The organism is Tahibacter aquaticus (assembly GCF_004363655.1).
Taxonomy (GTDB): Bacteria; Pseudomonadota; Gammaproteobacteria; order Xanthomonadales; family Rhodanobacteraceae; genus Tahibacter; species Tahibacter aquaticus.
In genome coordinates, this window is record NZ_SNZH01000035.1 from 1 (window position 1) to 20098 (window position 20098).

Below are 20098 nucleotides of genomic sequence, written 5' to 3' on the forward strand. Positions count from 1 at the left end.
ATTCGCTGATAAAGGCAAAAATGCGCGAAACCGGCGCAGAGCTGGCCGGCGAAATGAGCGGGCATTTCTTCTTCCGCGAGCGCTGGTACGGATTCGACGACGGCATCTACGCTGCCGCGCGCCTGATGGAAATCCTCGCCGGTGACGTGGAAGGACGCGATCCGCAGCAGATCTTCGACAGCCTGGCCAAGGGTGTCAGCACGCCGGAGCTGAAAGTGGAAATGGCCGAGGGCGAGCACTACCGCTATATCGAACGTTTCCGCGAACGCGTCAGCTTCGAAGGTGCCCGCATCACCACCATCGACGGCGTGCGCGCCGACTGGCCTGATGGCTGGGGCCTTGTGCGCGCCTCCAACACCACGCCGGTGCTGGTGCTGCGCTTTGACGCCGACAGCGACAAGGCCTTGCTGCGCATCCAGGACGTGTTCCGCAAGCAGCTGCTGGCGGTGGACTCCCACCTCAAGTTGCCGTTCTGAGTCGCGGACGACGTGGCCGGCCAGGCCGCGCCACGTTGCCTTTTCAGGACTCAGCCGGCAATCGCGGGCGATCGGCGCGAACGCGCGCCCTGCCCGCGGCTGGCGTTACGGCTGGAATCCGTCGGAGAACAGCTCGTCGGTGTAGCTGTGGACGAGGAACACGTCCAGCAGTCGGCTGTTGCCGTCGTCGGCCAGATCCTTGCGTGAAGAGACGAAGCCCACGCTTTTGCCGTCGGCGGCCAGGCGCGGCGATCTGTGTATCAGGTGCGGCTCTATGTAGGTCTGGTTGTACCAGGTCAGGGCGCGATAGCTGGCGTCCGCGTCGTCATACAGGTAGATCCGGAATCCTTCGCTCGTATCTCCCGGCGTGACCTGGCCGGGTGTCATGGAGATGAAGGTAATGCGGCGGCCGTCGGCGGAAATATCGGGATCGAAGCTGTAGTTGAGTGGGTTGTTCTGCGGCACGATCAGCCGCGTCGTGCCGGCAGTGCGGTCGCGCAGAAAGCTGCGCATGCGTTCGGTTGTCGTTGCGGCAACGAGATCGGTGGCGTTGCTCGAAAAGACCACGCGGCTGCCGTCGCCGCTGATGCCGTACTCTCCCACCTCACCGATGCTTTCGCCGCCGGCGCTGCTGAGATTGACGCGTTCGGTGGCCAGGCTATGCGTGTTGAACACGAACACGTCGGCCTTGAGATTGTTGTCGCCGGCGATCAGGTCGGTGGAAGTGCTGTAGAAGACGACGCTGCTGCCGTCGGCCGAAATCTGCGGCGCGAGCGAAGCGGAATTGGCGGGCAGGCCGGTCGCGGTCCTGCTGACCAGATCGGTGACGGCCGCCGTCATGCGGCGAATGAAGACGTGTGGTCCACCGCGGTTCGTGCCTCCTGTCACGAGATCGGTCGCGCGGGACGCAAAGACCACGGTTTGGCCGTCGGCCGCGATGTGCGGGTGCGTGCTTTCTTCGTCGGCGCGGCCGCCCTGCGCATTTATGCTGACGAGATCGAGCTGGCCGCTCGAGCGGTCGTAGCGGTAGACCTCAAGACGTGCGCCGCTGGCCGGCGCAACCAGATCGCCGCAGCTGGCAAAGACGACGAAGCGGCCGTCCGGCGTGATGGAGGGGTCTTCGCTGGCGCAGCTGCTTTCCGTACCGTTGCCGCGCCGGCTGATGCGCTCGGTCGTACCGGTCAGGCGGTCGCGCACGAATACGTCGGCGACGCCGTTGTTGTCGCCGGTGACGAGGTTGCGCGCGAGCGAGCTGAAGGCAACGAAGCGGCCGTCATCGCTGAGTGCCGGCCCCAGATCGTCATCGCCGCCGCTGTTGTCATTGGCGTAGGGACGGGGGGAGCCGTTGCAGGTCATGCACTGCAGCGTCGTACTGGCGATGTCGTAGCGGTGCACGTGCGCGCCGCTCGCCCCTGGCATCGCATCGCTGGTGAAGGTGAAGTACACCATGCTGCCGCTGCCGGCCAGTACCAGGTTGCCGTAGGCGGTGGTTTCGGACCAAGGCGCGATAGTCAACGGGAGCTGCTGCAGGCTGTCGGCCGCCAGGTCACGCACGTAGATCCGCGTCGATGCGGCCGGTTGCGGCGGCCGGGACTGGAATGCGATGCGCTGGCCGTCGGTGCTGATGCTGGCCGAGCTGCCGCCCGTGCTCGTGCCCGTGCTGATGCGGCGGGTCGTGCCGGTCTGGGCGTCGAAACGATAGACGTCTGTGAGGCCGTTGGTATCGTCGGGAGCGGCGTTCTCGACCGTGTCGAACAGGGCATAACGGCCGTCGGCGCTGAGATGGCGGCTGGTGTAATCGCGGTAGTTTGGGCTGGGCGAGCCAGCCAGTGGAGCGGTCAGTTGCAGGCCGCTGCTGGACACGCTGACACGACGCGTAACGCCGCTGTCCATGTCGCGCAGAAAAGTATCCAGGGCCTGGTTGGTGTCGTCGGCGACCAGATTGCTGGCGTGGGAATAGAACAGCACATAGCGGCCGTCCGCGCTGAGCTCTGCATTGAAACTGCGGCCGTTCCCGTCGCTGCCGGTCGGGCTTACCGATACCCACGTGCTCTGGTCGGTCTGGGCGTCGTAACGCCACACGTCGGTCGTATCACCGAATATGGTGCTGTGGAATTGAGTGTAGACGCTGTAGCGTCCGTCGGCGGACAGGTCGTTGGCGTAGCTGGGTCTGAAGCCGCCGCCCACCCCGCCCTCGCGGCTGAGCAGCCTGTTCGTGCCGGTCTGGCGGTCGCGCAGGTACACCTGTATCACGTCAAAGCCCGGCGTATCGGCAAACTTGCGTACGCTGAACAGCACGTAGCGGCCGTCGTCGGAAACTCCGCCGCGGCCGGCGAGGTCGGCATGGACTGTCTGCTCGCCAGCCGGGCTCAGGTTGATGCGTTCAAACATGCCGTCGGCATTGTCGAGCACGAACACGTCGGTCACGCCGTTGCGGTCGCCGGACACGAGGTTGGACGCGTTGGAGTGAAGCAGTACGTAGCGGCCGTTCCTGGACAGGGCGGCCGGACCGGAGCCCCAGCCGTCGGTCGGAATCGGCGTCGCGATGTTGGTGCGGTTGACCACTTCGATCTGCTGCGCGGCGGCCGGGCCGGCAGCGGCGAGCAACGGCGTGAATACGTAGAGGAGCCAGTTGCTGCAACGACGGCGAACGTTTGGCGCGATGAGCATGGGGACCTCGGCTGCGATGGGACGCGCGTCGCGGGCTGAGCGTAGCGCCGTCTTCCGATACATTCGGAATCGCGCGTCCGTGATGATCAGCGCCTGGTCCATCAGCATGCCGCCGCCGCTGGCGTGGCAAGCCACACCGAGCCGTTCCGTCTGCAGGCTCAGGCGGTCGGCGGCGAAGGCGTCGTCGTTGGCGTCGCCGGTGAACGCAGTGGCGAGAGGCTCAGAACGGGGATCTGCCGGGCGGTAGCGCATCAGCGACCTTTGCGCTGCTCGTCCTGCTTGGCCTTGAGCGTGCGGTAGCGTTCGAGGTCGACGACGAGCTGTTTTTCCATCGTGGCGCGATCAGCCATGCGACGTTCCAGGAATGCCTTCTGGTCATTCAGTCCTTTGCGCAGGGTGTTGATCTGGTTCTGTACGTTGGTCGGTACCACCTTGCCGTTGCGTTCCTGCTCGCCCGCATGCACCAGGCGTTCGGCCAGGCTCTTTTCCTGGCTGGCAATGCCGACCTCGGTGGCCTGGATGTTCTGCGTGATCAGGTCGAGCTGTGCCTGGATGGAGCGGCGCAGGTCTTCTTCGGTCGGATAGGCGGCCAGCATCTGCGCATCCAGGCGCGAGTTCTCGTCGGCCTTGCGCTGTTCCTCGGCCAGCTTTTCCGCGTCGGCCTTGTCCTTGGCCAGTTCTTCCGTGGTCTTGGCGCGCTCGACCCGGCGCACGACGACGCCCTGCTGGTTGACCAGCTCATAGCCCAGGCGCGCCGCTTCCGGTGGCATGTTGTCGGCAAAATGCAGGCTGCCGGCCTCGTCGCGCCATTTGTAGCGCAGGCGGGTGTCCTTGACCGCCTGAGCCATGGCGTCGATGGCGCTGCCGATCCCGGCGATCAGCAGCAGGGTCAACACGGTGGTTTTCAATGCCGACTGCATGCGCAACTCCTGGAAACAGTTCAAGACGGTCGATGTGCAGACGCGACTCGGCGCGCCGTGGCGACGTGCCTTACTGGCTGGCCAGTATAGGTGTCGTCTTCAGCGCGCCGCTGTGGTGCCCGGCACGGCTCAGGCCACGCCGTAGCGGCTGCGGTATTCCTGCAGCCGGTCGTGCTGGTCCGACAGCTCCGGACGTTCGGCGGCAAAATTCAGCAGATCGCCCAGGCTGGCAATGGCCAGTACCGGAATGCCGAACTCGCGCGTCACTTCCTGGGCTGCCGACAGCTCCCCCTGGCCGCGTTCCTGCCGGTCCAATGCAATCAACACGCCAGCGGCGCTGGCGCCGTGATCGCGGATGATCTGCAGAGACTCCCGGATTGCGGTGCCAGCGGTGATCACATCGTCGACGATCAGTACGCGGCCGCGCAGCGGCGCGCCAATCAGCGTGCCGCCTTCGCCGTGGGTCTTGGCTTCCTTGCGGTTGAAGGCGAAGGGCAGGTCGCGGCCGTGCTCGCCGGCCAGGGCGATGGCGGTGGCGGCGGCCAGGGCGATGCCTTTGTAGGCCGGACCGAACAGCATGTCGAAGGCCAGGCCCGAGGCGCTGGCCGTGGTGGCGTAGGCACGGCCCAGCCGGGCCAGCGCGGCACCGCTGTCGATCAGGCCGGCATTGAAGAAATACGGGCTGGTGCGGCCGGACTTGAGGGTGAATTCGCCGAAGCGCAGTACCTGCTTGTGCAGGGCCAGGTCGAGAAAATCGCGTTGATGCGGCTGCATGCGGGCCTCCGGAAAAAGGCCATTGTAGGCAAGCCGCCGCCCAGGGGCGCCGGCATAAGCCTCGCCGCCGCCGCCGCGGCGCCGCGCCCAACGGTTGCAGCCATGCGCCGAAGTGCGCTCTGCTATGTGGCTTGCGTCCCTAGCATTGCTACATGGTCTCGCCATCGCAAATGACCCATCTGAAAACCATCGTTGCCTCGCCGGCGCGGCTGTTCTGGCTGCTGCAGGCGGCTGGCTGGCTGGGTTATTTCAGCCTGCATTACCTGGCCGCGGTCGGCCATGGCAAGCCGTGGGAATACGCCTGGGTCTCGGCGGCGGCGACCATCATCGGCTTTGTCGTGACCAGCCTGCTGCGCCTGGGTTACCGGGCCATCTGGGGCCTGTCCACGGCGCGCCTGATCGCTGCTTCCGGCCTGCTGCTGCTGCTGGCAACAGCGGTGTACTCGACCACCTATGCCGAGGCGATCTTCCGCTGGTGCTTCGAATGCCGGCCGGAAAGCCTTCTCGGCTATATCGGCTACTTCGGTTCGGCCCTGTACGTGATGCTGTCCTGGAGCGGGCTTTACTTCGGCATAAAGTTCAGCCGGGAAATCGCCCACGAGCGCGAAAACGCCTTGCGCGCCAACGCCACCGCGCACGAGGCGCAGCTGAAGATGCTGCGCTACCAGCTCAATCCGCATTTCCTGTTCAACACCTTGAACGCGATCTCCACCCTGGTGATGGACAACCAGAACACCACGGCCAACCGCATGGTCAGCGGACTGTCTGCCTTCCTGCGCCACTCGCTGGACTCCGACCCCATGCAGCGGGTCAGCCTGGAGGAAGAGCTGGAAGCGCTGACACGCTACCTGGGCATCGAGCAGCTGCGTTTCGGCGAGCGCCTGCGCGTGGCCATTGATGTGTCGCCGCAGGCCAGCCGCGCCCTGGTGCCCAGCCTGGTGCTGCAGCCGCTGATCGAAAACTGCATCAAATATGCGATCAGCAAGCGCATCGAAGGCGGCACGATTGCCGTGAGTGCGCAGGTGAAGGACGGTTCCCTGCATATCCAGGTGGTCGACGACGGCCCTGGCCTGCCCGAGGCCTGTGTCGGCAACGGCAATGGCGTGGGGCTGGCGAATACGCGCGAGCGCCTGAAGGTGCTGTACGGCGAGCGCCAGAGCGTGAATGTGCACACGCGCGCCGGCGACGCCGACGGCAATTGCGGCGGTGTGGAAGTATCCCTGGTCCTGCCTTATGAAACCCGGAGCGTGGCGTGATCCGCACCTTGATCGTCGACGACGAACCGCTGGCCCGGCGCGGCCTGGAACTGCGCCTGGCCGGCGAGGCCGATGTGGAGATCGTCGGCCAGGCCGGCAACGGCCGCGAGGCCGGCTTTGCCATCGCGGCGCTGAAGCCTGACCTGATGTTTCTCGATATCCAGATGCCGGAAATGGACGGCTTCGCCCTGCTGCGCTCGCTGCCGGCGGAAACCCTGCCGCTGGTGGTCTTCGTCACCGCCTACAACGAATACGCCCTGGATGCGTTTTCCGCCTGCGCGGTCGACTACCTGCTCAAGCCGGTCGAGGAAGGCCGCCTGCACCAGGCGCTGCAGACCGTGCGCGAGCGGCTGAGCGCGCGCTCGGCCGAGGACAATCGTGACAAGCTGCTGCGCCTGCTGGCGCGCATGTCGGGCAAGCCCGACCTGACCCTGGCCGATGCGCTGGCGCAGGAGCCGGGCGGCGAGCCGGTGCCGAAGCTCGCCATCCGCGACGGCAATCGCACGGTACGGCTGGACCCGGAGGCGATCCGCTGGATCGACGCGGCCGGCGACTACCTGTGCATCCATACCGCCGCCGAGAATTTCGTCATCCGCGCCACCATGCGCGAGATGGAGCAGCGCCTGGACCCGCGCCGCTTCCAGCGCATCCACCGCTCCACCATCGTCAATCTGGCCTGCGTACGCGAGCTGCGGTCCCACCTCAACGGCGAGTATTTCGTCACCCTTGAGTCGGGGCAGACGCTGAAGCTGTCGCGCAGCTACAAGGACAAGGTGCATCTGCTGCATTAGGTCGGGCCCGGGCACGTATCGAGTGCGGCGCCTGTGCTTGTCGCCGGCTTTGCCGCCGAGCCCGCACATGTCGTGAACCACGCGACGGGCGCAGCGATTCCGCCGTCCGTTTCCGCTGCGCCGCACGCGCCGGAGGTACGAATCCACCGGTCCGGACGAAACACGCCTTGCCGGACGTCAGGCTGGCTCCCTCGAATCGAAGCGGGAGCAGATCATGGCGGGCTGGTTGTATCGCTGGGGCCGTTGGCCGCTGGGTTTGATTTTCGCGGCGGCCTGCGTGGCCACCGCCGTGTACGCGTTCGGCTATCTGTACGGCAGCTATTCGCCGCGCAATCCCTTTGCCGCCCGCTTCGCCGTATCGGGCCTGGATGTGCCGGCACACTTCTTCGGCGCGGGCTTGGCCCTGCTGCTGGCGCCGGTGCAAGTGTGGGGCTGGTTGCGCCGGCGTGCGCCGGGGCTGCATCGGCTGGCAGGCTGGCTATATGCCGCGGCTGTGTTGATCGGCGGTATCGCCGGCCTGTTGCTGGCGCCCAAGGCCCAGGGCGGCTGGGCCAGCGGCGCCGGTTTCGCGCTGCTGGCGCCGGTCTGGCTGCTCAGCACCGGACTGGGCATCGCCTATGCCGTGCGCGGTGAGCTGGAGCGGCACCGGCGCTGGATGTGGCGCAGCATCGCCCTGACCTTCGCCGCGGTAACCCTGCGCCTGATCCTCGGCATCGGAATGGGCGTACTGCATCTGCGTTTCCTGCCGGTCTATATCTTTGCCGCCTGGGCATGCTGGAGCATCAACCTGGTGCTGTGCGAGCTGCTGTTGTACCTCCAGGCTTGGCGCCAGCGCCGCGTGCCGGTGCAGCCCTCATTCGCCGCTGCCGGCTGAGCGGGCGCGCTGCTCCGCCTGCTGCTGCCGGTATTGGCTGGGCGTGGCGCCGAGCTGGCGCTTGAAGGCCGCGTTGAAGGTCGATTTCGCGGTGAAGCCACAGGCGTAGGCGATGTCGAGAATGCTGCGGCCGTCATTGGTATCGGCCAGGCAGGCTCGCACGGCCTCGGTGCGATGGCGGTTGATGTATTCCCAGAAATTGCCGTCGAAACGGCGATTGATCACCGCTGAAACCAGGTATTCCGGGTAGCCGCTGCGCCGCGCCAGCTGGGCGATGGTCAGGGCGGGTTCGCGATACGCCTGTTCCTGCTGCATCAGCTGGGCGAGGCGCGCTTCGACGGCCGGGAAGCGGGCATCGTCGGTATCTGCCACACGGCTCTCGGTGCCGGTGCCCGGCTCCGGCTCTGGTTCGGCCGGCAATTCAACCTGACCCAGGCTGAGATAGCCAACGGTGAACATCCACATCACCACGGCTCCGTAGATCATCGGATAGTCGAGCCAGGCAACCGGCGTGATCCAGCGCGCGGTGGCGATGCACCAGATCACGATCTGCGAGATGGCCATCGTATCGACCCAGTGCAGCGACACACGGTCCGCGTCCGAGCGCCGTGCCAGCAGACCGCGGCGGTAGCGCATCACGCGCAGCAGGGCGGCCGCCACATACGACAGGCTGTAACCGAACAGAAAAATATCCAGCCACAGCGTAGGACTTTCATTTCTGCGTGCGGCGAACAGTGCTGCTATCTGGCTGTCGCTGGCGAGAAACAGCGAGGCCTTGGTCGCCAGGGCCACGGCGAATCCGAGCAGATGAAGGCTGTCGCGCCAGCCGGGCGCGCGCGCCTGGGTCAGGCTGCGCACATACAGGTAGAACAGGCTGCCGTAGAGAAATGGAAACAGCCCGACAAAGCGGTACAGCTTGTACAGCGACGCAGCCGGCTCGCTGAAGTACAGCGCCTTGATCGCCAGATCGAAGCCGATCAGGGCAATCCAGGCCGCCAGCACGCGATTGCCGGGCCGGTTCACCGGACGCCGCCACAGGGCGAGCGCCAGCCAGGTAGCCTGGCTGGCGCCGATGACGAAGACGATGCTCCAGAAAATCATGGGCGTGGCGAAAAAGAGGAAGCGGCGATTATGCCCAGGGCGTCGCGCTGTTCGTGCTGCCGGGCAGGCTGCGGTCTGCGCATTGCTGAATCTGTGCGTCTTTTTTCAGCGCTCATCGGTGCAGGGGCGGCCGTCCTTTGCGCAGTCCTGCAACATCCGTGTTCAACCCGGCGTGCATCCACCGCTTTTCGGCGCAGCGCGCGCAACCTCTATGACCTTCGGTGCATCCCAACAGGCGTCGGTAGCGCGAACCTGTACGGGAGAGAGACCGGCAATACCACGTTTGCCGGTTGGGAGGGTTCATGAAACTCATAGAAACATCGCTGCGCAATCCGGTTGCAGTGGGCGTCACGGTACTGATGGTCTGCGTATTCGGCTTCCTCAGCCTGCGGGAATTGCCGCTGCAGCTGTTCCCCGATATCGAGCGGCCGCAGATTTCGATCCAGACCAACTGGCGGTCCGCATCGCCGATCGAAGTCGAATCGGAATTGCTGGAGCCGCAGGAACAGGTGCTGCAAGGTCTGCCGGGCCTGGAAGAACTCGACGGCAACGCGGGCACCGGCGGCAGCAATATCAATCTCACCTTCGCCATCGGCACGGACATGAAGAATGCCCTGGTCGAAGTGCTGGGCCGCCTGAACCGACTGCCGCCGCTGCCGCGCGACTCGGACCGGCCCGTGGTGCAGCTGGGCGAGGACGGCTCCAACCAGTCGCTGACCTGGTTCTTCGTGCAACTGCTGCCGGGTACCAAGGGCCCGATCCACGACTATCGCGAATTCATCGATACAACGGTGCGGCCGCGCCTGGAAGCCGTGCCCGGCGTGGCCGGCGTCAACGTGAATTCCGGACCGCCGGACGAGGTGCGCATCACGGTCGACCTGGCCAAGGCCGCGGCCATGGGCATTCCGATTACCGACATCGCCGCACGCGCAGCCAGCGCGACCGATGTTTCCGGCGGCCAGGTAGAGGTCGGCCGGCGTCAGTACACGCTGCGCTTCATCGGCCGGTATATGCCGGAACAGCTGGGCGAACTGGTGCTGGCCTGGCGCGAGGGCAAGCCGATCAAGCTCGGCGACGTGGCCACGGTAGAGGTGCGTCCGCCGGAACCGCGCTTCTTCGCCTACCAGAACGGCAATCCGGCCATCGGCCTGCAGATCCTGCGCCAGAGCGGCGCCAACGTGCTGGGCACGCTGGATGAAGTGAAGAAAGTAGTGGCAGAACTGCGCGACGGCCCGCTCAAGGCGCAGGGCCTGGGCATTGAACAATCCTTCGATGCAGGGCTTTTCATCAATCGCGCGGTAGGCCTGCTGACCGAGAACCTGATCGTCGGCGCATTGCTGGCCCTGGTCTGTGTCTGGTGGTTCATGCGCGACGGCCGCGCCACCTTGCTGATCGCGACCTCGATTCCGATCTGCCTGCTCGCCACCTTCGTCGTGCTGCACCTGACCGGGCGCACGCTCAACGTGATTTCGCTGGCGGGGCTGGCGTTCGCGGTCGGCATGGTGGTCGAAGGCGCCATCGTCGTATCCGGCAACATCATCCGCCTGAAGGAATCGGGCATGACGCCGGTGGAGGCCGCGCTGGCCGGTGCCAAGCAGGTCGTGCCGGCGCTGTTTGCCTCGACCGTGACCACGATTGCGGTATTCCTGCCGGTGCTGTTCCTGCAGGACGTGGAAGGACAGATCTTTGCCGACCTGGCCCTGACCATCTCGATCTCGGTGGCGATTTCCATCGTCGTCGCGCTGACCGTGCTGCCGGCGGCGGCGGGCGGCTGGCTCAAGGCGAAGAAGCTCAGCTCTGGCTTCGGCGACGGCTGGCCCAAGCTGACCGAAACCATCCTGCGCTGGACCGACACGCCGGCCAAGCAGATCGGCTGGGTGGTGTCGCTGCTGATCGCGCCGCTGATCCTGTGCTGGGTCTTCCTGCCGCGGCTGGACTATCTGCCGCCGGTCAAGCGCGCGGCGATCGACGCGAGTTTCAGTTTTCCGCCGGGCATGAGCCCGGAAGTGGTCAATCGCGAAATCGCGGGCAAGATCCTGGAGCGCCTGCAGCCCTACATGAAGGGCGAAAAGCAGCCGCAGCTGAAGAACTACTACCTGTTGATGTGGCCCGGTGGCGGCACGGTCGGTGCGCGCGTCGTGGACGAATCGCGCATCGGCGAGCTGGAAAAGATCGTGCGCGAGGAAGTGATCGTCGGCCTGCCCGACACGCGCGCCTTTGCCGGCGAGGGCGATCTGTTCGGCGGCTTCGGCGGCTCGGCGCGTTCCATCGCCATGCACCTGCAGAGCGACGACACCAAGGCGCTGGAGCGCGCTGCCGAAGATGGCCGCAAGCTGCTGGAGAAAACCTTCCCCGGCGCCAACGTGCAGGCCTTCCCGAATACCGATTCGGTGCAGACCGAACTGCATGCGGTGCCGAACGACCGGCGCATCGCCGAAGCGGGCTGGGACCGTACTTCGGTCGGCACGGTGGTGCGGACCGTCGGTGCCGGCGCCTGGCTGGGCGAGTATTTCAACGGCGAGACGCGCGTGCCGATCATCCTGCGCGCCAGCGCGGGACAGACGCCGGAACAGCTGGCCGAAGCGCCGCTGGTCACACCGTCGGGGCAGGTCGTTCCGCTGGGCGACCTGGTCAGCCTGCAGACCGTGATGGGGCCGACCCTTATCCGCCGCCTCGATCACCGCCGCACTGTGACCTTGAGCATCGACCCGCCGGCCACGCTGTCGCTGGAGGATGCGCTGGCCACGGTCAATCGCGAGGTCGTGCCCAAGCTGCGCGAATCGCTGCCGGCGGACGGCACCATCCTGATGGCCGGCAGCGCCGACCGGCTGGAGCAGATCGTCGGCACCATGACGAAGAACTTCGCCCTGGCACTGCTGGTGCTGCTGCTGATCATGGCGGCGCTGTTCAAGTCGCTGCGCGATGCGGTGATCGTCATGCTGACGGTGCCGCTGGCGCTGATCGGCGGCATGGTCGGCCTGCGCGTGCTGGGATTGTTTGCGTTCCAGCCGCTGGATCTGCTGTCGATGATCGGCTTCGTGATGATGATCGGCGTAATCGTCAACCACGCCATCCTGCTGGTGGACCTGACCCGCGAGGCGCAGATCGAAGGCCACACTCTGGAAGATTCCATTCGTATCGGTTTGAACCAGCGCCTGCGCGCCATCATCGCCTCGACCCTGACCGGCGCGCTGGGCGCCCTGCCGATGGCAGTGAATCCGGGCCCCGGCAGCGTGATCTACCGAGGCCTGGCCGCGGTGAACGTCGGCGGCGTGGTGATCAGCCTGGTGTTCTCGCTGCTGCTGTTGCCCAGCCTGATGCGCCTGAGCCAATGGCGGCGCCAGCGCAAAGTGGAAACCGCGACCGAACCGCTCGCGCGCGAATCGGGTTATCCGCGTGCTGCCTGATACCTGCAAGTTATGGAGAATGTGATGAAGACTGTTTCCCTGAGTCTGGTGCTGACCGCGCTGCTCGCCGCACCGACGGCATTGACGGTGGCGGCTGAACCCGCGCCAGCAGCGCCGGCGGCCACGGTGTCAGTCGCGCAGGCCGTGTCGTCCAAACTGTCGCCGCAGCGCTGGGTGCCCGGCAGCGTGGTCAGCCGCGACGACGCGCGTATCGCCAGCGTGGCGGCCGGCCGCGTGATCGAGATCGCCGAAGTCGGCACCGTGGTGAAGAAGGGCGAGCGCCTGGCTAAGCTTGACGACGTGTCGCTGGGCCTGCGCCTGGAGCAGGCACGCGCGAGTGCCGGGCGGGCCAAGGCGCAGCGCGACCTGGCCAGTACCCAGATGTCGCGCCTGGCCAGGCTGGCGCCGGGCAATGCGGTGGCGCAGACCCAGCTGGACGAGGCGCGCGCCAGCCTGGAAGGAGCCAACCAGGAGCTGGCCCGCGCCGACGCGGAGCGGCGCAGCATCGAGCACGATATGAGCGAAACCGATATCCGCGCGCCGTTCAGCGGCGTGGTCAGCGAGCGCTTCGCGCAGCGCGGTGAATACCTGCAGACCGGTGCCGCGGTCGCGCACCTGGTCGATACGCAGCGGCTGGAAGCCCGTGTGCAGGCGCCGCTGGCGCTGGCGCCGCAGGTCAAGGCCGGGCAGGAAATCCAGGTGCGCCTGCACGGCGCCACGCAACCGGTGACGGTGCGCGCGGTAGTGCCGGTCGGCGACGAGCGTTCGCGCCAGTTCGAGCTGCGCGTCAGCCTGCCCGAAGGCTTTGCCCTGGTCGGCACGGCAGTGGAAGTGGCCTTGCCCGAATCGGGCGGCGAACTGGCGCTGACCGTGCCCCGCGACGCGCTGGTGCTGCGCGAGGCGCATACCTACGTGATGCGCGTCAAGGCGGACAACACGGCCGAGCAGGTGGAAGTGCGCGCCGGTGCGGCGCGCGATGCGCTGGTCGAAGTCACCGGCCAGCTCAGCCCCGGCGACCGGGTGATCGTGCGCGGCGCGGAGCGCCTGAGCCCAGGTCAGGCAGTGCGGGTGGTCGAGGGCTGAGAAGGGTGGGATCGCGCGGTGCTTGGCGCGCCGCGCGGCGCTCGCTAACCTGCCATCTTTGCCGGCACAGGGTCAGCTATGCGCATCGTCAGTTTCAACGCCAACGGCATCCGCTCGGCGGCGAGCAAGGGTTTCTACGACTGGCTGGCCAAGCACAAGGCCGACGTGGTCTGCCTGCAGGAGACCAAGGCACAGGAACACCAGCTCGGCGATGCGCTGTTCCGGCCCAAGGGCTTCCACAGCTATTACCGCGACGCGACCAGCAAGAAAGGCTACAGCGGCGTCGCGATCTATTCGAAGAAGGAACCCGACCAGGTGCTGACTGCGCTGGGCTGGCCCGACTTCGACGAGGAAGGCCGTTATATCGAGGCGCGCTACGGCAACCTCAGCGTGGTCTCGATGTATTTCCCCTCGGGTTCTTCCGGCGACGAACGCCAGGCATTCAAGTTCAAGTGCATCGACTGGATTACGCCGATCTTCGACGCATGGCTCAAGAGCGGCCGCGACTATGTCATTTGTGGCGATTGGAACATCGTCCACACGCGCAAGGACATCCGCAACTGGAGTTCCAACCAGAAGACCTCGGGCTGCCTGCCGGCGGAACGCGCCTGGCTGGACACGCTGTTTCTGGAGCGCGGCTGGGTCGACAGCTATCGCAGCCTGAAGCCGGAAGCCGAGGACTACACCTGGTGGTCCAATCGTGGCCAGGCCTATGCCAACAACGTGGGATGGCGCATCGACTACCAGGTGATCACGCCGTCGCTGCGCGAACGCCTGAAGAGTTGCGAAATCCTGCGTGATCCGCGTTTCTCCGACCACGCGCCGTATACCGTGGACTACGCCACGTGAGTTCCGCGCCGGCCGGCGTCATGGCCAATGGCGACGAACTGCGCAGCCGTCGATTGATGACAATCGCCCTGCTGGGCTTTGCATCGGGCTTGCCGCTGGCCTTGTCGGCCAGCGCGCTGCAGGCATGGCTGACCACCGCGGGCCTGAGCCTCAAGGCGATCGGCTGGGCCACGCTTATCGGCCAGGCGTATGTGTTCAAGCCGCTCTGGGCTCCCTTGGTCGATCGCTATGCGTTTCCGCTGCTGGGCCGTCGGCGTGGCTGGATTCTGCTGTGCCAGCTCGGCTGTGCCGCCTGCCTGTTCGGCATGTCGCTGTTCGATCCCCAGGGCAATCTGAGCGCGATCGTGTTCCTTGCGGTGTTGCTGGCCATCTTCTCGGCCACCCAGGACATCGCCTTCGACGCGCACCGTACCGACCTGCTGACCACGCCCCAGCAACGCGCCTGGGGCTCGGCCCTCACCCAGGCCGGCTACCGTCTGGCCATGCTGACCTCGGGCGGGCTGGCGCTGATCCTCGCCGACCGGCTGGGCTGGCCGATGGTCTACCAGATCATGGCCGCGCTGATGGTGCTGGCTACGCTGGCTACGCTGGCCACGCCGAATGCGCCGGCAGTAGCGCCGCCGCGCGACCTCGTCAGCGCCGTGATTGAACCTCTGCGCGCGTTCTTCACCCGTCCTGCGGTGCTGGCCTGGATTGCGCTGATCGTCCTGTACAAGCTGGCTGACGCGTTCTCGCTGGCTCTGTCGACTACCTTTCTGCTGCGCGGTGTCGGCTATACCCAGACTGAAGTCGGCACCGTCAACAAGTTCGTCGGCCTGGCGGCAGGATTGGCCGGTTCGCTGCTCGGCGGCTGGCTGCTCATGCGCATGCGACTGGTGCCGGCGTTGCTGGTATTCGGTATCGCCCAGGCGCTGACCAATATCGGCTTTGCCTGGCTCACCCTGACCGGGCCGGACATTCCCGCCCTGGTGCTGGTGGTGCTGCTGGACAATGCGATCGGCGGCATGGGCTCTACCGCGTTCGGTGCCCTGGTGATGGCGTTGTGCGACCAGCGCTTCAGTGCCACCCAGTTCGCCCTGATCAGCGCGTTGGCAGTGATCGGGCGCGTCTATCTGGGTCCGGCGGCGGCGACCTTGGTCGAGAGCATAGGCTGGGGACCGTTCTTCATTTCCACCGTCTTCACCGCCATTCCCGGCTTGTACATGGTCTGGCTGCTGCGCGCGCGCATTGCGGCGCTGGACGTGCGCACGGCGTGATGGGCAGGGCGATGCAGGATTGCGGCGGCTGAAATTGCCGCCGCATGCTGCGACAATCGTCCACACAGGGGCCGAATCTGACGACGAAACGGCGGGGACGCAGTGCCAGACATTCTTGTACGCCATATCGACGAGGCCCTGGCCGATCGCATCAAGGACATCGCGCGCGAGCATCAGTGGTCGATCAACGAGGCTATTCTGTTTGCCTTGCGCCGCGGCGTAGGCTTGGCGCCGGACGACGCGCAGCGCGAGCTGCATGACATCGCCATGCTTTCCGGCACCTGGGAATCGACCGAGACGGCGGCGTTTCGCGCGGCGCTCGAAGCATTCGAACGGGTAGCCGGAAAGCCGCTGTTTTCCGACGGCCCGGTTGGCGAGACTCAGACGCCGAAGTAGATCGCGCCCAGTACGCGCGGTCCGCGCGCCCCGGTGACGTCGGCGCGATTGCCCGGCAGGCCAAGCAGCCGCTGGCGCGCCAGCCAGGCGAAGGCCATGGCTTCCACATAGTCGGGGTCGACGCCGCAGCTGGCCGTGCTCGCCACCGTCAGTGGCGCCAGTGCAGTTGCCAGGGCCTGCATCAGGCTGGCGTTGTGCACGCCGCCGCCGCAGACCAGAACCTCTTCGGTTGCCGGTGCGGCCTGGCGTATTGCCGCGGCGACGCTGCGTGCGGACAGGGCCAGCAGTGTGGCCTGTACATCGACTGCAGCCAGGCTGCGCTGGCCCAGCTGACGTTGCAGCCAGTCCTGGTTGAACACCTCGCGGCCGCTGCTCTTGGGGCCGGTCTGGTGGAAATACGGTTCTGCCAGCAACTGCGCCAGCCAGGCTTCGTCGACCTGGCCGCTTGCGGCCCAGGCACCGCCCTCGTCGCAGCCGATGCCACGCTGTTGCAGCGACCAGCCGTCCATGAGGCAGTTGGCTGGTCCTGTGTCGAAACCGCGCAGCGCTGCCGACGGGTCGCGCGGCAGCACGGTGATATTGGCGATGCCACCGAGGTTCAGCACCACGCGTTCGCGTTCGGGATGATGCAGCAGGGCGGCGTGCAGGCCCGGCACCAGCGGTGCGGCCTGGCCGCCGGCAGCGATGTCGCGACGGCGGAAATCGCCGACGGTGACGATGCCGGTGCGCTCGGCAATAACGTTCGGATCGCCCAGCTGCAAGGTATACGGCGCTGCCAGGCCCGGCTTGTGGCGTACGGTCTGGCCATGCGAGCCGAGTGCGTGAATGCGTTCGGGCGCGATGCCTTCGCGCTGCAGCAGGGCCAGCGCCGCGTCGGCGAAGGCATGGCCCAGTTCCACGTCCAGGCTGCCGAGTTCGTCGAGGTTGATTTCGGCTTTTTCCCGCGCCAGCGTCAGCACGCGGGGGCGCAGGGCTGCCGGGTAGGGTACTGCCAGCGCCGCAAGCAACTGCGGTTGCGGATCGAAGCGCGCCAGCGCGACATCGATCGCATCGGCGCTGGTGCCGGAAATCAGGCCGAGGTAGAGCGGTGCGTCCATGCCCCGTCGTGCTTACTTGGCCAATGCCAGGCGCGGATCTTCGTAGCGCTTGAGCTGGGCCAACATCGGCTGGGTCAACTGCTTGAACTTGGCCAGTTCGGTGGCTGGCAGCGGTTCGGGCTTGGGCAGGGTCACGCTGAGCGGATCGCGATGCTGGCCGTTGATGCGGAATTCGTAGTGCAGGTGCGGGCCGGTGGCCAGCCCGGTCATGCCGACATAGCCGATCAGCTGGCCCTGGCGTACGCGCTGGCCGCCCGATAGCCCGGCGGCGAAGCGCGACATATGGCCGTAGACGGTGCTGTACTGGCCGCCGTGCTGCAGTATGACCACATTGCCGAAACCGTTCTTGACACCGCGAAACTCGACCTTGGCGTCGCCGGCCGCGTAGATCGGCGTGCCGGTCGGCGCGGCATAGTCGACACCTTTGTGCGCACGCATCTTGCCCAGTACCGGATGCATGCGGCCGGCGGAGAAGCGCGAGGAAATCCGTGTGAATTCGACCGGGGTGCGCAGGAACGAGGTTTTCAGCGGACGGCCGTCTTCGCTGTAGAAGGACACAGTGCCTTCGCCGTCTTCGTAGCGGAATGCGGTGAAACGCCGGCCGCCGTTGATGAAGGTGGCGCCGATGATGTCGCCGTCGCGCAGGCGTTCACCTTCTCGGTAGACGTCGTTGTAGATCACGGTGAAGGTATCGCCCACGCGCAGATCCTGGGCGAAGTCGATGTCGTAGCCGAAGGCCTGGGCCAGCTTGAGCGTCATCGAATCGGTCATGCCGGCGCTGTCGCCGGCCTCGAACAGCGAACTCTTGATGCTGCCGTGGGCGACATGGACGCGGCGCTCCAAGGCGCGCTCGGCCACTTCGCTGTGCACCCCGCTGGCGTCCAGGCGCAGTACGACGCGGGTGTGGTCGTCGCGATCGAAGCGCAGCGCCTGCAGCTTGCCGGCGCCATCGATGCGGAAAGCGAATTCGTCGCCGGGGTGGATGCGGCGGAAGGCGCCGTTGTCCACATTGGCGTTGACGAGGCGCTGCAGCTCGGTCGGCGACAGGCCCAGTTCGTGAAAAATATCGGCCAGCGACTGGCCGGTGCGCACAATAGCGATTTTCCAGGCATCGTTTTCCATGCCCGGTACCATGCCGGCGGCGGCCAGGCCGGCCAGGGCCTTGTCGTCGGCCGACTGCGCATCGGCGCTCAAGGCCGGCAACGGCAGCGACAAGGTCGTGACGCTGGGCACTTCGCCCTCGCTCTTCATCGCGCGAGCCCAGGTCGGCATGATCATGCCGACAATGACCGTGAAGGCGACGGCCACGCTGGCCAGTACCCAGTGTTCGCGGCGCCAGGAAATTGGCGATACCGACACGTTCTGCGCGAGCGCCCAATTTTTACACTTTGAGTAAAATTGGAAATGCTTGCGCAAGGCGCGACGCCGCAAAGCGAGGCGTCGGTTGCTGCGACGGCTGGAATGTGGTGTTGGGCTGTCGGTCACGGTCGCATTCCCATCAAACGGCCCGTACCATAGCCGCGTCATTCGAACCCCGTCAACGCCAGCAGTGGCGCGGGTTTGCAAGGGTTTACCGGGTTAACGAATAATTAACTGCGAACCCCTCGAATCATCCCTGCCGCGGACGCCTGGACGGCCATACGTCCACTCCTGCGCGCGGGGTCACCAGGCAGGAACCGGAGACGTAGCTAATGAGCCAGTTGCAGGAGGCGTTGGACCTGATCGGTCGTGGCGCCGAGGAAATCATCAAGCGGGAAGACCTGGAATCGCGGCTCAAGCTCGGCCGTCCGCTGCGGATCAAGGCCGGGTTCGATCCGACCGCGCCAGACCTGCATTTGGGTCACACCGTCTTGCTGAACAAAATGCGCCAGTTTCAAGACCTGGGGCATCAGGTCATTTTTCTGATCGGCGACTTCACCGGCATGATCGGCGACCCTACGGGCAAGAATGTCACGCGCAAGCCGTTGAGCCCGGCCGACATCGCAGCCAACGCCGTGACCTATTCGGATCAGGTGTTCAAGGTACTGGACAGGGAGCGCACCGAAGTCCGCTTCAATTCGGAATGGTTCGGCCAGATGTCGGCTGCCGACATGATCAAGCTGGCGGCCAAGCACACGGTGGCACGCATGCTGGAGCGCGACGATTTCCAGAAGCGCTACCGCGGCGAACAACCCATCGCCATTCACGAATTCCTCTATCCGTTGGTGCAGGGCTATGACTCGGTGGCACTTAAAGCTGATGTCGAGCTCGGCGGTACCGACCAGAAGTTCAACCTGCTGGTCGGGCGGCAACTGCAGGAAGAGGCCGGCCAGCTGCCGCAGATCGTGTTGACCATGCCGTTGCTCGAAGGGACGGACGGCGTCAACAAGATGTCCAAGTCGCTGGGCAACTACATCGGTATCAATGAAGTACCGAACGAGATCTTCGGCAAGGTCATGCGCCTGTCCGACGACCTCATGTGGCGTTACTTCGAACTTCTCTCGTTCGACAAGTCGCTGGCCGAGCTGGCGCGTATGCGCGAAGCGGTCTCTGGCGGAGGAGTCAACCCGCGCGATTACAAGATGCAGCTGGCGATCGAGCTGACGACGCGCTTCCATAGCGCCGGCGCCGGCGAGGCGGCTGTAAGGCATTGGAACGAGATCGTGCAGGGCGGTGGCGTCCCGACCGATCTGGCGGTTCAGGATATTGCCGTACCTACGGAGGGGCTGCGCATTGCAGCGCTGTTGAAGGCGGCGGGCCTGGCAACGAGCAACTCCGAGGCGTCGCGCAAGGTGGGCGAACGTGCCGTGCGTATAGACGGATATGTGGTCGAAGACGGTTCCCGAGTGTTCCTTGCGGGTGGGGAACACCTGCTGCAGCTGGGCAAGCGCGGTTTCGCCCGGGTACGCCTGACTACCGCGTGAAATCTCTTTCGCGCAGGGGCTTGCGGAATCGAAAACCGATGTTAGAGTTCGCGCCCCTTCGCTGAGGTGCAAGCCGAAGAGGAGGGGTCAGGTAGTGAAACCTGGTGCGGTTGATGCGGCGTTTTTGAGGTTGGTTTTCGGTGGAGTCGGAAGACGTTTGCCGGGGGTTGACGGAATCGAAAGCGGATGTATTATTCGCGGCCCTTCGCAGCGGTGGTTAAGCGGAGCGAGGGGTTGGGTAGCGA

15 protein-coding genes and 1 pseudogene are annotated in these 20098 nt (G+C 65.7%); 10 read left to right on the forward strand and 6 right to left on the reverse strand.

Annotation, left to right across the window (positions count from 1 at the left end; all coding sequences use genetic code 11):
* Window positions 1-476 (forward strand): annotated as a pseudogene (locus DFR29_RS28230) (phosphomannomutase/phosphoglucomutase); the annotation flags it as partial.
* Window positions 477-581: 105 nt separating this feature from the next.
* On the opposite strand, the gene DFR29_RS28235 reads toward DFR29_RS28230, so the two are convergent.
* From DFR29_RS28235 to pyrE, 3 genes are all read right to left on the reverse strand, one after another.
* Entirely contained in the window at window positions 582-3398 is a 2817-nt protein-coding gene (locus DFR29_RS28235; RefSeq protein WP_133821990.1) for a PD40 domain-containing protein, read from the reverse strand.
* Window positions 3398-4066 (reverse strand): DUF4124 domain-containing protein, encoded by a 669-nt coding sequence (locus tag DFR29_RS28240; protein ID WP_133821991.1) that lies wholly within the window; start codon window positions 4064-4066, stop codon window positions 3398-3400. The genes DFR29_RS28235 and DFR29_RS28240 overlap by 1 nt, the downstream gene beginning before the upstream one ends.
* Before the next feature lie 129 nt (window positions 4067-4195).
* Window positions 4196-4840, reverse strand: a complete 645-nt coding sequence (pyrE, locus tag DFR29_RS28245; RefSeq protein ID WP_133821992.1) for an orotate phosphoribosyltransferase — start codon at window positions 4838-4840, stop codon at window positions 4196-4198.
* A 170-nt stretch (window positions 4841-5010) separates the two neighbouring features.
* Between pyrE and DFR29_RS28250 the strand changes: the two genes are divergently transcribed.
* The 3 genes from DFR29_RS28250 (at window position 5011) to DFR29_RS28260 (ending at window position 7761) form a co-directional block, all read left to right on the forward strand.
* Window positions 5011-6096 carry a sensor histidine kinase gene (locus DFR29_RS28250; RefSeq protein WP_166654416.1) on the forward strand — a complete coding sequence of 362 codons (1086 nt, stop codon included), beginning with the start codon at window positions 5011-5013 and terminating at the stop codon, window positions 6094-6096.
* Entirely contained in the window at window positions 6093-6887 is a 795-nt protein-coding gene (locus DFR29_RS28255) for a LytR/AlgR family response regulator transcription factor (protein WP_133821994.1), read from the forward strand. Before DFR29_RS28250 ends, DFR29_RS28255 begins: the two co-directional genes overlap by 4 nt.
* A gap of 214 nt (window positions 6888-7101) precedes the next feature.
* Window positions 7102-7761 (forward strand): DUF2306 domain-containing protein, encoded by a 660-nt coding sequence (locus tag DFR29_RS28260; protein WP_133821995.1) that lies wholly within the window; start codon window positions 7102-7104, stop codon window positions 7759-7761.
* Here DFR29_RS28260 and DFR29_RS28265 read toward each other — a convergent pair.
* A complete protein-coding gene (locus DFR29_RS28265) occupies window positions 7741-8862 on the reverse strand; it encodes a helix-turn-helix domain-containing protein (RefSeq protein WP_133821996.1) in 1122 nt (373 codons plus the stop codon). The genes DFR29_RS28260 and DFR29_RS28265 overlap by 21 nt on opposite strands.
* Before the next feature lie 302 nt (window positions 8863-9164).
* Here DFR29_RS28265 and DFR29_RS28270 point away from each other — a divergent pair, with 302 nt between their 5' ends.
* From DFR29_RS28270 to DFR29_RS28290, 5 genes are all read left to right on the forward strand, one after another.
* The gene (locus DFR29_RS28270; RefSeq protein ID WP_133821997.1) at window positions 9165-12269 is read left to right on the forward strand and encodes an efflux RND transporter permease subunit; all 3105 of its coding nucleotides are present in this window, start codon (window positions 9165-9167) and stop codon (window positions 12267-12269) included.
* 24 nt (window positions 12270-12293) lie between these two features.
* Window positions 12294-13352 carry an efflux RND transporter periplasmic adaptor subunit gene (locus DFR29_RS28275; RefSeq protein WP_166654417.1) on the forward strand — a complete coding sequence of 353 codons (1059 nt, stop codon included), beginning with the start codon at window positions 12294-12296 and terminating at the stop codon, window positions 13350-13352.
* Window positions 13353-13430: 78 nt separating this feature from the next.
* Complete coding sequence (locus DFR29_RS28280; RefSeq protein ID WP_133821999.1) at window positions 13431-14201, forward strand: exodeoxyribonuclease III; 771 nt, start codon at window positions 13431-13433, stop codon at window positions 14199-14201.
* On the forward strand, window positions 14198-15457 hold the full coding sequence (locus tag DFR29_RS28285; protein ID WP_243746208.1) for an AmpG family muropeptide MFS transporter: 1260 nt from the start codon (window positions 14198-14200) through the stop codon (window positions 15455-15457). Before DFR29_RS28280 ends, DFR29_RS28285 begins: the two co-directional genes overlap by 4 nt.
* Window positions 15458-15559: 102 nt before the next feature.
* Entirely contained in the window at window positions 15560-15853 is a 294-nt protein-coding gene (locus tag DFR29_RS28290; RefSeq protein WP_133822000.1) for a hypothetical protein, read from the forward strand.
* Here the strand turns inward: DFR29_RS28290 and DFR29_RS28295 are convergent.
* Both DFR29_RS28295 and DFR29_RS28300 read right to left on the reverse strand, forming a co-directional pair.
* Window positions 15838-16950: an anhydro-N-acetylmuramic acid kinase gene (locus DFR29_RS28295; protein WP_133822001.1), complete on the reverse strand. Its 1113-nt coding sequence runs from the start codon at window positions 16948-16950 to the stop codon at window positions 15838-15840. The two genes, DFR29_RS28290 and DFR29_RS28295, sit on opposite strands and share 16 nt — an antisense overlap.
* Window positions 16951-16962: 12 nt before the next feature.
* On the reverse strand, window positions 16963-18309 hold the full coding sequence (locus tag DFR29_RS28300; protein ID WP_243746209.1) for an OapA family protein: 1347 nt from the start codon (window positions 18307-18309) through the stop codon (window positions 16963-16965).
* A gap of 332 nt (window positions 18310-18641) precedes the next feature.
* Here DFR29_RS28300 and tyrS point away from each other — a divergent pair, with 332 nt between their 5' ends.
* Window positions 18642-19853 (forward strand): tyrosine--tRNA ligase, encoded by a 1212-nt coding sequence (tyrS, locus tag DFR29_RS28305; protein ID WP_133822003.1) that lies wholly within the window; start codon window positions 18642-18644, stop codon window positions 19851-19853.
* Window positions 19854-20098: the final 245 nt, after the last annotated feature.